Annotated in this window: 9 protein-coding genes; 6 read left to right on the forward strand and 3 right to left on the reverse strand. The window is 39.7% G+C overall.

What is annotated here, in order from left to right; all coding sequences use genetic code 11:
- Positions 1-28: 28 nt before the first annotated feature.
- A complete protein-coding gene (locus OLW01_RS15350; protein ID WP_268076400.1) occupies positions 29-2,485 on the reverse strand; it encodes a TonB-dependent receptor in 2,457 nt (818 codons plus the stop codon).
- A gap of 199 nt (positions 2,486-2,684) precedes the next feature.
- Between OLW01_RS15350 and OLW01_RS15355 the strand changes: the two genes are divergently transcribed.
- The 6 genes from OLW01_RS15355 to OLW01_RS15380 all read left to right on the forward strand — a co-directional run bounded on the left by OLW01_RS15355 (position 2,685) and on the right by OLW01_RS15380 (position 11,094).
- Positions 2,685-3,953, forward strand: a complete 1,269-nt coding sequence (locus OLW01_RS15355) for an MGH1-like glycoside hydrolase domain-containing protein (protein ID WP_268076401.1) — start codon at positions 2,685-2,687, stop codon at positions 3,951-3,953.
- A 12-nt stretch (positions 3,954-3,965) separates the two neighbouring features.
- Complete coding sequence (locus OLW01_RS15360) at positions 3,966-5,156, forward strand: hexokinase family protein (protein ID WP_268076402.1); 1,191 nt, start codon at positions 3,966-3,968, stop codon at positions 5,154-5,156.
- Positions 5,146-6,303 (forward strand): AGE family epimerase/isomerase, encoded by a 1,158-nt coding sequence (locus tag OLW01_RS15365; protein ID WP_268076403.1) that lies wholly within the window; start codon positions 5,146-5,148, stop codon positions 6,301-6,303. Before OLW01_RS15360 ends, OLW01_RS15365 begins: the two co-directional genes overlap by 11 nt.
- A 704-nt stretch (positions 6,304-7,007) precedes the next feature.
- The gene (locus OLW01_RS15370) at positions 7,008-8,381 is read left to right on the forward strand and encodes a c-type cytochrome (RefSeq protein ID WP_268076404.1); all 1,374 of its coding nucleotides are present in this window, start codon (positions 7,008-7,010) and stop codon (positions 8,379-8,381) included.
- Between the two features lies 1 nt (position 8,382).
- Complete coding sequence (locus OLW01_RS15375) at positions 8,383-9,858, forward strand: DUF7133 domain-containing protein (protein ID WP_268076405.1); 1,476 nt, start codon at positions 8,383-8,385, stop codon at positions 9,856-9,858.
- A 96-nt stretch (positions 9,859-9,954) separates the two neighbouring features.
- On the forward strand, positions 9,955-11,094 hold the full coding sequence (locus OLW01_RS15380; RefSeq protein ID WP_268076406.1) for a methyl-accepting chemotaxis protein: 1,140 nt from the start codon (positions 9,955-9,957) through the stop codon (positions 11,092-11,094).
- 511 nt (positions 11,095-11,605) lie between these two features.
- Here the strand turns inward: OLW01_RS15380 and OLW01_RS15385 are convergent.
- Both OLW01_RS15385 and OLW01_RS15390 read right to left on the reverse strand, forming a co-directional pair.
- Positions 11,606-13,339 carry an ATP-binding protein gene (locus OLW01_RS15385; protein ID WP_268076407.1) on the reverse strand — a complete coding sequence of 578 codons (1,734 nt, stop codon included), beginning with the start codon at positions 13,337-13,339 and terminating at the stop codon, positions 11,606-11,608.
- An 8-nt stretch (positions 13,340-13,347) separates the two neighbouring features.
- Positions 13,348-14,361: an SIR2 family protein gene (locus tag OLW01_RS15390; RefSeq protein WP_268076408.1), complete on the reverse strand. Its 1,014-nt coding sequence runs from the start codon at positions 14,359-14,361 to the stop codon at positions 13,348-13,350.
- Between the last annotated feature and the right edge of the window lie 499 nt (positions 14,362-14,860).

Raw genomic sequence — 14,860 nt, forward strand, 5'->3', positions numbered from 1 at the left:
GATCATCCTTGACCTTCAGGTTAGAAAATTAAAAGTCGTAACGGACACGGAATGTGACACGACGCGGCAATATTGGGCGACCAATAAAGTACGCCGAGCTCGAAGCATCACCACCTGCCTGACGCGGAGAACCTTCCGTAATACCTTCTGAATCAAATAAGTTAAATACGCCAACGCTTGCTCTAATTGACTGATTATCTTCTAATGCCAATGTATAACCTGCATCTAATCTGAATAAGTTAAACGCATCCAACTTAATACTGTTCGCATCATTTGCGTAAGCACTGCCAGTATAGCTATGGTACAAACCCGCATCCCATTTTTCACCTTGATAACGCAAACTATTATTCATTGCCAATTTTGGCTTACGAACTAACTCATTACCAACAAATGCAGCATTGCTTTCAAAATCTGAAAACTCATGATCTTGATAAGTCACATTTGAATCCAAATACCATTCATCGGTAATTTTAAAATTAACTGCGGCCTCTATCCCGTAAGCAGTGGTCGATTGCAGCGTAACGCGTTCAACAATGGCGCCCTGCGAATCATTTTCGAATCGAACCGAACGTCTATCATCTAAATCGGCTTTAAATAAAGCCACGCTACCAGATGCCAACCCAGTGAAAAATTTTACACCTAATTCAGCTTGAGTGATTGTTTCTGGCTCATAACTACTAGGCTCACCCAATTCATTAATGCTCACAGAGCGAATTTCGGGGAAGAAGAAACCTTTTGAAACGTTACCATAAAGATTAATCGTATCGTTTAATTTGTAAAGCGCTGCAGCTGATGCCGCAAAATCACTTGCCGAAACATCTACGCTTGAAAACTTGCCCGTACCGATAACAGATTGTTGAAGAGCAGGTGCAAGGGAGTCATCATCGTTGAAAACCACTGCACTTGAACCTTCTCGTGTAACTGTACCTTCAATTTTTTCATAGCGGAAACCTAAATCGAATGTCCACTTGTCGCTATCCATCTGATCAGCAATATAAATAGCTTTTCTTACCGCGCTGGCTTCATTATTTGAATAACTAATTGCGGGTCCAGTTATCCCATTTTGAGAAAAAGTAACCTCATTGCCCTGCTGGCCACTAATACTGCCATCTACATCTTGCACAACTAAATCAATTAATCTTGGTTTGTTATTAAACTCAGCTAAATAACGAGTAATAACATTATCGTCTTCTGCCTCAGCACGAGAAAAAAAACTGCCAACTGTCACATTATGAGTAAAATCTCCCAGATCAAAACTACGCGATAAATTAAGTTCTGTCGAAAAATCACTAACCGGGCGATCTCTATCAAGTACACGATTAGCAAATACTAAGGCGTTTTGATCAACAGCTTGGCCATTGTCCGTATAGGTAAAATTCGCATTGTCGATACTAGGTAAATCTCGGTTGGCTAAATACTCATCTAAAGTTTCAGGCACGTTAATTAAGCCATCACCATCTAAAAATAAATTAAATTGATGATCATATTGAGCAAATTTAGCTTTAGCCAATATTTTCCAATCTTCATTAATATATTTATCTAGCACCACAGAAAATGAATGACCTTTAGTCACAACACCTTCAGAAATAGGTGATTCATATCGTCCATTAGCGGTTTGATAAGCTATATTAGCCGCGTGGCTAGACTGCACTGATTCAACATCTTGCCCGTCGTTACCGGGAATACGCTCATGCGTTTTAGCATCTAACGGAAATGGTAAGAAAAACTGAACGCTGTCATCAATCGATTGGGCATAAACCGTTAAACTACCCGAACCATCATCAAATTCTTTTTTCAAATTACCACGAATTTGATGACCTTTAGTTGGTAAACCTGTATCTAAAGGGCCTTCATCATAGCGGTAAAAACCTGACATGGCATAATACAAACCATCTTTTGAATTAACCGCACCGCTGGTTGCAAAATCTAAACGTGTACGATTGTGATCTGAAACTTCTAGTTGAACTGAGTGTTCTGGGTCATCTGAACCTGTTTTCGAAATATAGTTAATAATACCAGCAACAGAACCTTGTCCAAATAAATTAGATACACCACCCCGTACAAATTCAACCCGCTTGATCCCCAAATCGCTACGGTAGTAAACGTCATACGCTGATGAATTTAAACCAAAAACACTCAATGTTGGTGAGCCATCATACATTAAAGGCGTAAATTGAAATTGACCCGTAGAAGGCAATCCACGCACCTGCAGGTTAGTCGCAACTTCGCCGCCGCCCCCTTCAACTTTAATACCAGGTACCACTCTAAGCGCATCAGCCTGACTACCAGCTGATACTTTAGATAATTCAAATTCACCTAGCGTTGTAACTGATTGTGGCGTATCCGCTTCTAAACGCTTTACGTTTGTACCAGTAATAATAATGGTTTCAACATCATTTGATTTTTTTGAGTTACTTTCTGCTGCCATGACTTGTGTTTGAACCAAGCATAGTGAGATTGCAACTGCTATTGGCTTAATTTTCATTGTATTTCTCCAATTCACCTTAGTACCTAATCTGGGTTTAATTAACTCACATTTGTTAATTAAAAGTTTAAATAATATTAAACAATCTTAGTTAAGCATTAAAAATAGTTGATTTCAACTCTTTTTGGGTATAATTTAGTATTTAATTTGAACGAAGGGTCTAAATATAAACCCAAAATGGTTATAAAGAGGAAATCAAATGAAACTTTCAACCTATCAGAACACAGCTAAAGAGATTTTAAAGATAAATGACTTTGGCGGTTACACAGTACCAACTAAAGGTTTATACCCGTTTCAATGGAATTGGGACTCCGCGATTACCGCATTAGGTTGGATGTACGTAGATGAAAAACGAGCCTGGAAAGAAATAGAAATGCTCATTGCAGGTCAGTGGCAAAACGGTATGTTACCTCATATTATTTTCCATCAAGAATCAGATACTTATTTTCCAGGTCCTGATGTTTGGGGCGCAGGTGAAAAGTTGCATAGTACGTCAATTTCTCAGCCACCCATCGTCGCTAGCATGATGCTGGAAATGGCCGCTATCGCAACCGATAAACCGTTATTAGAAAGCAAACTCAAAGCAATGTTACCCGCCATTGTTGATTATCACTTGTGGTGGTATCGCGATCGTGATCCTCAAAATACGGGTTTAGTCTCTTCGTATCACCCTTGGGAATCGGGTATGGATAATAGTCCTGCGTGGGATGATGCATTAGCTGCTGTGCCGCAAGTTGAATGGGAATATCAACGACGAGACCTTAACCATGTAGACAGCGATCAAAGACCGCACAAAGCTCAATACGACAGATATTTATATTTGGTTGATTTTTTCAAAAAATCTAATTTTGATCCACAAATTATCTATCAAAATTGCCCTTACAAAGTTCAAGATATTGGCATTATCGCCATGTTGTATAAAGCAACTTTAGATCTCCTAACTTTATGCCAACAATTTAAAATTGAGCATCAGGGTTTAGACCAATTATCAAAAGAGCTCGAACTGACAGAACAAGCGATCGATCAACTGTGGTCGGATGAAACCCAGTTTTATCACAGCCGAAATACAATCACTAATGAGCTTTGCTTAGACCAAACGTCGGCAGGGTTTATGACAGTATATGCGGGATTGTCTTCTCCTGAAAAAACGCAAATTTTAACTGAGTGTGCACAAACTTGGGCAAATAGCAGCCAATATAGCTTGGCATCAACTATACCAAGCAGTGAAAAATACGAACCACAAAGATATTGGCGTGGCCCCATTTGGTTACATATCAATTGGATGATTGCTCAGGGCTTTGAAAAATCAAATCAAAATTTCATTGCGGAAAAACTTCAGCAAGATGCGAAAGCACTTTTGAAAGAATCGGGCTTCTTTGAATATTTTCATGCGGACAGCGGGCAAGGTTGCGGTGGCGATAATTTTTCATGGACTGCCGCTATTGCGCTTCATTGGATACTCAAATAAGGAGCTAACGTTATGTATCGCCAATTTGAACTCTCGCTTGAACAAATTTGTGATGTCGCTAACTCGTTTTATCGGGCCGTTTTAAATTTGTCAGATAGCACCCCAAGCTCATTACAATTTTTGCCTAATTATATTAGCGCCAAATCCAGTCAAGGACAGGAAACTATCTACGTACTTGATATTGGAGGCTCAAATGTTCGGGCCAGTTTAGCGCATTTTGAAAATGGGCAGTTAACTAAAATTGACCCCGCAATAGAAGCAAGTATGCCCTGGAAACGGGGCGTGAGCTTTAGCCTAGACGAATTTTTAAACATTCAATGTGAGCTGCTTAACCGACTAAACAGAACCGATGTAACCACCTTGGGTTATTGCTTTTCATATCCAACTAAAAACGAACCAAATGGCGACAGCCGCTTGGTTCAATGGACCAAAGGTATTGATATTGCCGGTACAGAAAATCAGTTAATGGGTAAACTCCTAACCGATTATTTCAGCAAACATTACGGCAAAACCATTGAACAAGTTAATTTAGTGAATGATTCAGTTGCTTGTTTATTAGGTGGTTTAAGTAAATCGCCTGTCGACAATTACTTAGGTTTAATTGCGGGTACGGGCTCAAATTTGGCGACATTCTTTCCAGTAGAACACACACTACAAGCGGTTAATTTAGAGTCGGGTAATTTTGATCCGCCACATTTAAATCAGTTTGATGAAATGCTTGATCAAAGATCAGATAAACCAGGGCATCAATTATTTGAAAAAGCATCTGGTGGTATGTATTTAGCTCATTTATTCAATCTTGCGCACCCAGAGGTAAACTTAGATATTAGCCAAGGTGCTGCCGGTTTATCCGCGTTATTTAATTCAAAGTTAACCCATAAAATACATAAACAATGTATTGCCCGAATTTACACCCGAGCCGCAAATTTAATTGCCGCGAAATTAGCAGGTATGATCAAATATCATTGGATTCAAAACCGCAGCAGAACGTTCAGAATCACCGCTGAAGGTGGGTTATTTTGGAGCCAATTAACACCTGATTTAAAATTTAAACAACTTATAGAAGTTCAAGTTAGATGTATCCTCAAAAATTTATCAATAGAGCCCTGTTCATTTGAGATTTGCAAAATTGAGAATGCCAACCTAATAGGTGCGGCTTATGCCACCCGCAATAATCTGAAGGTGCGTAACGATGCCAGATAATAATTTAGTCAAAATCGAGCTATCCAGATACATTAACTGGGTAAAAAACAAAGCCATTCCATTTAGTCTTGCGCAGGGGTTTAATTCAGAAACTGGCGCTTTCTATGAGCATATTTTAGCAAATGGCATGGCTAACAAAAAAGCAAACATGCGGGTTAGAGTACAAGCAAGGCAACAATTTGTCGTATGTTACGCAACAGACAGAGGCTGGCTAAATGACGCTCAAATTTATAGCGACAAACTTAACCAGTTTTTACTAGAAAGTGGAAAAAGTCCAAAAAATGAAGCTTTGTTTGCGCACCTAGTTTCACCCGAAAAAATGTTACTGGATGATAAAATTGATTTATACGACAGTGCATTCCACCTACTTGGATTTGCTTGGCGCTATAAAGTATTTAACGACAACACGGCACTTGATAATGCACAACGGCTCGTTAGTCAATTAGATATCTTATTCAAAGGTCATGCAGGTGGCTGGAACGAAGGCGATTATGCAACCCATTGGCGTCGTCAAAATCCGCACATGCATTTATTTGAAGCCTTCTTGGCGTTATATGAAGCCACAAACCAAGCTAAATGGCTTGCTCGAGCCGCTGAAATATATAGCTTATTTGAACAAGTGTTTTTTGATCATAAAGACACTGTTTTGCTTGAATTTTTTGAGCGAGATTGGCGACCCTTTAATGGCCAAGGTGGCAAAGTTGTTGAGCCCGGCCATATGTTGGAATGGGTATGGTTACTAAAAAAATACCAGTCATTTACTGGCAGCCCAGTTGATAACTATTGTCTTAGTTTGTTTCAAAACGCAATTGAGCTGGGTTTAAATGCCTCTACCGGATTATTTCACGATCAAATTACACCCAATGGTAAAGCAATTAGCCACACACATAGATGCTGGTCATTAACTGAATATTTAAAAGCGTCCATTGCATTAGCCAATGATTCTCAAATTGACACTGACAGCCATATTATTAAATCCATTGAAGCCATATTTAAATACTATGTAACCAATGAAACAAATGGATTATATGTTGATTGCATCGGCAAATCGGGTGATGTGATAGATGATAAAGTGCAAACCAGTACTTTATATCACCTTGTGCTAGCTGCTGGCGAAGCTGAAAAATATTTAACGACTTTAGATTGATTACATCTTACATTGCCTGTTAAAAGCGTTTAGCAGGTAGGTATTTATTGCCATCACGAATTTATAAGGCTACTAGTCATCGCAAACCTTTAATGTAGATATTAGTAGCCGCATTTAAATAATGGAAACTGCAAGCCTATTTTAGTGACAGGTCTAACACACCAACCTAGATTGTATTTTAACACGCTTCAATTTGTTCAAAGTTAGCATCCAAAATAGGTTTTGCTAACTTTTTATTTTTAACTTTCGATGATTCCAAACAAATCGCTTCGTTTACAAGTTTAGCTGTTATTTTTGTAGGTACAGTCAGAACGCACGTTAGAGATCTTTTCTTAAATCTTAGCTACCTTCGACCGATATTTTTTAAGTTATTATAATCCTTAACTTTTTTAGAAAATTACAAAAAATAATCACATATTTAGTACCTATAATCGACCCTCACAGTTTTTGTTGATTCTGGTCATTGACAAAGTGCCTCTTCACAAAAGTTAAAATCTAATACGGTCCCCTCTTTGTTTTTGAAACATAGCAAGACGATGAAATACCGCCAAATTATTCAAGTAGATATGTTTATTGTTAAATGAAATTTTAAATTATATTTAAAATTTCACTTTCATGTGTTAATTTTGTTACGTTAGATTCCTTATAACAAAATACGAACAATGAATTAATAAAAATATTCCTATTGGGTAGGTACAACTCTTATGAACCACGCTTTTAATTTTAAATTTATTTTAATGAGCATGCTGTTATTCAACGGTCTTGCACATAGTAATACCACAGAACTAGACAAACAGATTGAAACAATGAGTTTGCAGGCAAAGCATTTAACCGCTGGGCAAAAAGCCTTTGAATCGGTTTGTGCTGCTTGCCATAGCGCCGATTTAAGTGGTGCGATGGGCTTTAACTTAAAAGACGGTGAATGGGTACATGGCGCTAAACCTTCCGACATATTCAAAAATATTCAAAGTGGTTTTTCACAAGCGGGTATGCCGGCTTTTAAAAACATCTTGAACGAACAGCAAGTTAAACAAATCACCGCGTACATATTGTCTAAACGGGAAGGTTGGGACAATTTAACCTATAAAATATATTCGCTCGGGGGCGACAAACCGCGCACTTGGGCCCAGTTAGCAAACCATAGACCTGTCAAACAAGGCCAAGCTTTAAAAAATATGCCTGATTTTAGTATGCCGGAGAGCGAAGAATTTGCGATTGAATTTACAGGCGATTTTTATGCACCACGTGAACAAGACACTGTGCTATACGTAAAAGCACCTCACGTATTAATTGACGTATATATAGATGGCCAGCCCGTGAAAAAAATGGGTAATCAATGGAGTGGCAGCTGGCCGCTTAAGCGTGGTAAACAACAGGTAACATTCAGATTAACGACACCGCCTAAACCTTTCCCAAAATACACCCGTACCAATGCGCCATTGATCGTTACCAATAAAGAAAACACCATAAAATTATTTGCCGCTTCAAAAGTTGCAGAGCAGCAACTGGCCGGCACTGATTTTCCAATAAAAGCGGATAAATCCATTCAGGTGCAACGCAAGGTTGTGGTTGATTTACCTCCCTATACCGTTGCCGTTGGTTTGTTAGAAAAAGTTAATTATGGTTTTAACACCCGCAGCTGTGCAATAAGCGGAGTGTGGCTAGGAGATATGTTAAATATTGGACCCAACATCAAAGGCAGAGGACAAGACGGAAGCGTACCTTTAGGTAACTGGTTATTTAATAGCGATGCCCAAATAATGCCACAGAGCAACCATTGCGAGTTTATAAAATACAACCGGCAGGCTGAAACCCGATTTGATTTTAAATTACAAAATGTCTACCTGTCGATGCAGGGGGTAGCAACAGACGGAAAAACCTTATCGCTGAACTATCAGGTGTTGAGTAATCCGACAAATGTCAGCGACTTGCAGTTTAAATTACCTGAAAACAAAACCATGTCGATTTCAGTAACTGGTGGTCAAATTAAAAACACTAATAAAGGGAAAACCTTTGTGGTTAACCCAGCGCAAAACAAACACTTTAGCATTCAAATAAACGCGACAGGAACAAAATAAAATGCAAAATAAACTCAATGTAATGAAAAATCAGTTTATCCGTGCATTTATTTTGTGTGGCATGGTTATTAACACGCAAGCTGTAAATGCCGTGGAGCACCCAAAAGGCAATTACATGCCTGACGGATATTCTGTCGAAACCATCGATTTACCGAAAGATGTGCCTTTTCATATAACCGGCCTAGACACCAGTAAAAATAAAGAGGTATTTGTTGCCACCCGTTTGGGCGAAGTTTGGCGCTTAAAACAAGGAAACTGGACAAAGTTTGCAGATGGTTTACATGAAGCAACTGGTTTAATGGTAGAAGAAGATGGCAGCATTATTGTTGCGCAAAAGCCAGAATTAACTCGTCTGGTCGATATTAACAACGACGGACAGGCAGATGATTATATTCAAATTACGGACGACTGGAATTTTCACGATAATTATCACGAATTTACTTTTGGCCCAGTAAAAGACAAAGCCGGCAATTATTACGGAACTCTCAATTTAAGTCATGGTGCGCCTAAATCGTTTTCGCTTGGCACTATGGGCAGCGCTGGCGGATATCGTGGATGGGCATTTAAGGTAAATACAAAAGGCCAATTTGAACCATTCGCTTACGGTTTGCGTTCACCCGCCGGAATTGGCATAAGCCCGCAAGATGAGTTGTTTTTTACCGATAATCAAGGCGATTGGGTTGAAACCTCTAAGCTACATCTCTTGCAGGAAAATAAATTTTACGGGCATCCAATTCCGCTCATTGATCATCCTGATTATAACAAAGATAAAATTCGCAGTATGACACCGGCAGACTTTGACAAATTGCGTGAAAAGCCGGTTGTTTGGATCCCGCATATTGAAGTAGCGAACTCGCCAGGAAATCCTGAATGGGATACCACAGAAGGCCAGTTTGGCCCCTTTAAAGGGCAAATTTTTATTGGTGATCAAACCCAGTCAAATGTCTTTCGTGTGATGCTGGATAAAGTGAATGGTCAATATCAGGGGGCTGTTATGAACTTTGTCGGTGGCATGCAAAGTGGCAATATTCGTACACGTTTTGATAGCCAAGGCGATTTATGGGTGGGTCAAACGGCACGCGGTTGGGGTGCAAAAGGCGGTAAACCTTTTGGTTTAGAAAAAATCGTTTGGGACGGCACCAACCCGTTTGAAGTGTTGGATATAAAACTGACGAAAAGTGGTTTTAAAATTAATTTTACTGAAGCGGTTGATCCTAACACCGTCAGTGCTAATAAAATTGCAATATCGGAGTGGAACTACAAGTACAGCGGAGAATACGGCTCAGCTAAGCAAAACCTGAAAAAGCTTAATATTCAAAAGGTCAGGCTGACAAACAATAATACGACATTATGGGTCGATATGCCGTTAACCGCGGATAAAGTGGTCATGTTTGAATTTAAAGCGTTGACCAGTGCCAATCAGCGAAAACCCAGCGTAAATAAGCTTTATTACACGCTGAATCAAATGCTTAACTAATTTTATTTGAGCACATTTAGGCAGCAGCAAACACCTCATGCGGTTGCCTGAATAACTTGATTAACTATTTTACAATTTAATTTAGGAGTTGAGCATATGTATCAAATATCAGAAGTTCAAAACCAAGCGAGCCGCAAAACAAATAATCAAACCTATGTGTTTTTTGTTGCTTTGCTGTTTGTTGTTGGTGCGGCTGCTATTCCACTGTATTTCGATATCTGGCTAAACTGGTTATGGCTGTCTGTTGGGTTATTTGTATTTTTATATTTTCAGTTTGCGCAGAATCAAGATGAAACAACAGACAAAGAATCAGAATTACAGACAATGCAACAACAGTTGCAAAACATAATTGCTCAAAAAGACTGCGAAATTAGTGAGCTCAAATCACAGCTTACAACAGTCAATGAAAAGCAAGTTTTATATAATACCGTATTGGATTTGATTCCTGACTGGATTTATGTGAAAGACACTCAGCATAATTATATATATGCAAATCGTTCATTTTTAAACGCAATCCCCAAACTAAAGTTGGGAAAAAGCGATGATATTTTTATGCCACCTGATTTTTGTGAAAAAGCGTGGGCGGATGAAAAAGCCGTAATGCATAAAAAAATGCATTTTCAGGATATCGAAGAACAAGCTGGCGATATCTGGCTGGCTACCACCAAAGTACAGTGGACAGAAGCCAAAACCGGACAATTAAATGGAATAATTGGCATTACAAGAAACGTCACCCCGCATGTGAACAACCGGCAAACGATTGAAAATAATAACCGTTTGATAAGCGAAAAAGTAGAGCGAGTGTATGAAATTCAGGCCGATACGCAAAAAGCCGGAAAACGCTCAAAGGATTGTTATCAGGTATTTTCAAACTTATCGGAAATCATCACAGACATTAATACAAAAAACGATCTGATCGGAGAAACAGTCGAACTGATTCAAGGGCTTGCGAGCCAATCAAAATTATTGTCAATTAATGCGGCAATAGAAGCAGCAAAAGCTGGGGATTCTGGTCGTGGATTTGGTGTTGTCGCCCATGAAGTACGTGAACTGGCCGAACGTAGTGAACAGGCGGTTAGTAAAATTAAATCGGCAATTAACGCCAGTACAGATGTAATAGGCTCTGGCAACCGCATGATGACAGACGTTAGCCAATCGTTTAACCAAACAATTGAAAACTTTCAGACCATAGCGCACAACTTGGATGAACTCAGCGACGATTTGAGTAAAATATAAGACTAGCCGCATTTAATCGCTGTCATTATCAACCACAGTTAATCCATATAAACTGTGGTTGATAAGGGTTTATAAAATGCCATTTTCGGAAACTTGCTTATCATATTTGAATGTATGCTGGTGATACGCAGCTGCAAACCTAAATTCAAATAAAACCCAAAGCCCTTATTTAATGTGCAATTTAATAGCCGAAACGCTTGTGCCTGAAATTGACCAACAATACTTAAATCTATTTCAATACGGCTGAATTTCACCCGTCAGCAGCTAACTAATACAAGATATCAAACACATCCGCTAAATGGCTGCCAAGTTTAAAAACTTCATGAATAAAAACCAACGAACCCAAAGACAAAAAATCACTAACTAACTGCTTTTATTATCTTTTATAGATGGCTGGCTTTTAGGCTTTAGGCTCTAACGCCCGCATTTGCGGCTGGTTTGCAGCGCAGCGAAAAACCAGTCCGGCAACATGCGTTTGTTAGGGCGCGATAGACTAGACCACTTTGGGTTTTCATTGAATATTTTGCTTGCGCCAGTTTTCAACTGCAGTTGATAAACGGTTATCTTTAACTGACTTCTGCCATTCATCCCAAAAATCGACCGTACCGCTATTTGGCTTATTTTGTGGTTCATCAATTCTAATCCTACTAGGCAAAAGACTCGCATCCCCAACAACAAGTGCTTCACCTGTGTCTAGGGTCGGCAGAATATCGCTGAATCCGCCAAGACTATCCGGAAGCAGGCGCTTGATAACGCCCTGATCTTCCGCGTTAGTCAACCTCATGGATACGAAGTTGCTACATTGGCTTAGCATAGTCTTATTTACCTCAGATGGCCGTTGGCTTATTACCACCAAACTAACACCATATTTTCGCCCCTCCTTCGCAATACGCTCGAAAATATCAAGTGAGATATCGTCAGCAGCATCAGCCATCCCACGCTGCGGCATATAGAGATGAGCCTCATCGCATAGTAATGCTATAGGATGACGCAAATCCGAAGGCGTCCATTGTTGTACGGAAAACGTAACCCGTGCGACGAGTGACACGATTAACGGCAAAATATCAGAAGGCACTTCCGAAAAGTTAATAATTTTAATTCCGGCTTTTCCATTTTCACTGGTGCTTCCGAGTACGGCAGTGACGAATTTATCCAGCCACGTAAAATCCAACATGTCATCACCGCCGTTGAACATAAAGCCAAGCCGCCTATCGGATATTTTGTTCTCTAGGCGGGAAATCATCCGAGCGAGTTTTCCGAAGAAATCACCTTGCTTCTCGCTACCAGCCCTAGCTCCAGGAACCATTTCTACGTTGATCTCATTTAGTCGCCCCACAAGGACTTCGAGACTAAATGGCACTGGGCTATCAACAGTAAAATGTGTCAACACATCATGCTGATTGTTTTCCTCTAGATACATTCTTTTTGCTTGGTTGATTTCACGCGCCATAATCATCGCTTGGTTTGGTGCATTCTGGTCGCTGCGGTCAACGAACATGGATACAAGCGCCTCATACGAAAGCAGCCAATATGGCAGGTAGAGTACACCATCGCCTATGGTTTTCTTGGTTTCAACATCCGCAGGCCCGGCGACTTTAAAATGTTGAATGCCATCCCCTACCAGAGGTGAGTATTCTCCGTGGAGGTCGAAAACGATGGAATTTGCAGTGGAAAGTCCCGACATTTGCTCGATGATCTTGGCTGTCGTCCAAGACTTACCTGAACCTGTACTCCCTCCGATAAAGGCGTGTCTTTGAAAGAATCTATTGCCATTGAGATAGGCAACTGCATGCTCGTCAAGAGTGTATTTACCCAAAGTAAGAGAATTTCCATCGGCCGCAACATTGGAAAGAGTACGCATAAATCCTGTAAGATTTTCGCTTTCGAGGGAGAAGCAGTTTGCATCAATTTCAGGAACGCTTTCCAAAGTGCGTCGGAACACGTTTTCCTTTTCACCATCACGATCTAACATGGTGCCAATAAGGGCGATACGACACAGATTTAACTCGGAAACCTGATCATTTATACCGTCATTTATTGCTTCTTCAATACCACGCTTGCGTGTCACCTGTGTAATGAGACCGATCAAGTGTTGTCCCGGCCTACTGCTTTGAAGAACGGCAAGATGGTTAACCTGCAAACGCTTGAGCTGATCGACGTTCTCCACTTCAACGATGACATTTGTTGTATCAACGGAGGCTACCTTTCCAAGCGCGTCTTCGTCCTTAAAGTTGAATATTGACATATATATTCCTACATAATGATTGACAAGTAGCCTTCAAGGCTCCAAATATTTGCTTCGACCTTGATCGGATTCGCATCTAGAGATGAGTAAACGATGGATTGATCGTCTGTATCGCCCCGTTCGATTGCTAGGTAATTCTGTGCTTTACCTTCAAGAATAAGCTTTTTGGCAGAGTCAGAAAGTTTATAAGTAATAATCGTTATAGGTGTTTTCTGTCGAAGGCATTTCACCATCAGTTTCGGCTGAATATGCTCGTCATTAAAACCGTAACCAATACACAAGTAAGAACCAGCGTTATTGAGCGCATTATCAGCGTTATTAATAATGGAACGAAAAGGCTCAAGGTGAGTTTTTTGATATTTTTGAGTGCCTGGGGTCACTATTTGAGGTTGGTAATTATCCGGTACCGACAGGGTATTTGAGAGAGCAACTGTGTCTTCTAAAGGGGACTGGAACCAGTCCAGAGATCCATGAACCTTCCAAATATTAACTCTGCGATCCGAAATAATTTCTGAAGGTGTCGCGAGCTGCCTGAAGAAACCATGGGTGAACCCAGTGTAATGATAGATACGCCCCTGTTCGCATGCATACTCCACTAATCGATCATAATTAGTAGTTACAATATTTATAGTTTTGAGACTACTTTTGAACATATGATCAAGAAGTCTGCTAAGCGGAAACATTGCGCTATCTTGGAGGCTCTTCCGAAAGATCTCGTTATCCTCAGAGTTAATCAAGGCCCAAGTAGATTTGACTATTCGGGATGTCAATTCTTCAGAAGCTGTTACATCGTGTAGAGCAGTTTCCAGATCGACATTCTGCTTCAAACGTTCACAGAACTTTTCCCAAGTTTCGTTTTCTGCTGCATTCAACCCTGTTATGTCAGTATTTTCTACCAGATGGTTTGCCAATGCCCACATTCCAGACATGCCGTAAGCTGCTGAGGCACCGCTGCCCAAAATAATCACAGGCGCCTTTCCATAAAAATCTTGCGCTTGCTTTTGGTAGTTCAAATCAGACATATCATCCTCAGTATTTGCCGCTACTTTCTACTTTTTAACCTATGGAATGTCGGTATTGCTTACCGCCCTAACAGCTTACTCATTAGAAGAGCATATAGAACTTTTCAATATTGAACCTATAAACGCCATTCCAATAAGCTTTAAATTAATAATTTCATAAACTTAAGCATTAACTCTTTAAAAAGCAACAAGAATTTTCAGATAGAAAGCAAGCCTATCGTCAAAGCGAGCCACGTAAAGGGTCGTTATGTAAATTCATTATTATAAAAAACAAATAAAATCATATTGTTAAATATCTTTCATCTCCAAGAAACCAATACTTTGTTAAAAACAAAGCGAGAAATAATCTGAGTTTTTGGTACATCACCATTTATAACTGTATAAGTAAGCAATAACTTGAGTTTAAGGAATTATTGATGCTAAATCTCAATTTATCGAGTCAATTAAAACGGAACTCAGAACCAAGCATTATAGCTATGCAACCGAAAAATCTAATTTG

The sequence above is a fragment of the Catenovulum adriaticum genome (assembly GCF_026725475.1).
Taxonomy (GTDB): Bacteria; Pseudomonadota; Gammaproteobacteria; order Enterobacterales; family Alteromonadaceae; genus Catenovulum; species Catenovulum adriaticum.

Bases quoted from the DNA above. Each gene is read 5' to 3' on its own strand.
- OLW01_RS15350 (WP_268076400.1), bottom strand. From the start codon at position 2,485: ATGAAAATTAAGCCAATAGCAGTTGCAATCTCACTATGCTTGGTTCAA.
- OLW01_RS15355 (WP_268076401.1), top strand. From the start codon at position 2,685: ATGAAACTTTCAACCTATCAGAACACAGCTAAAGAGATTTTAAAGATA.
- OLW01_RS15360 (WP_268076402.1), top strand. From the start codon at position 3,966: ATGTATCGCCAATTTGAACTCTCGCTTGAACAAATTTGTGATGTCGCT.
- OLW01_RS15365 (WP_268076403.1), top strand. From the start codon at position 5,146: ATGCCAGATAATAATTTAGTCAAAATCGAGCTATCCAGATACATTAAC.
- OLW01_RS15370 (WP_268076404.1), top strand. From the start codon at position 7,008: ATGAACCACGCTTTTAATTTTAAATTTATTTTAATGAGCATGCTGTTA.
- OLW01_RS15375 (WP_268076405.1), top strand. From the start codon at position 8,383: ATGCAAAATAAACTCAATGTAATGAAAAATCAGTTTATCCGTGCATTT.
- OLW01_RS15380 (WP_268076406.1), top strand. From the start codon at position 9,955: ATGTATCAAATATCAGAAGTTCAAAACCAAGCGAGCCGCAAAACAAAT.
- OLW01_RS15385 (WP_268076407.1), bottom strand. From the start codon at position 13,339: ATGTCAATATTCAACTTTAAGGACGAAGACGCGCTTGGAAAGGTAGCC.
- OLW01_RS15390 (WP_268076408.1), bottom strand. From the start codon at position 14,361: ATGTCTGATTTGAACTACCAAAAGCAAGCGCAAGATTTTTATGGAAAG.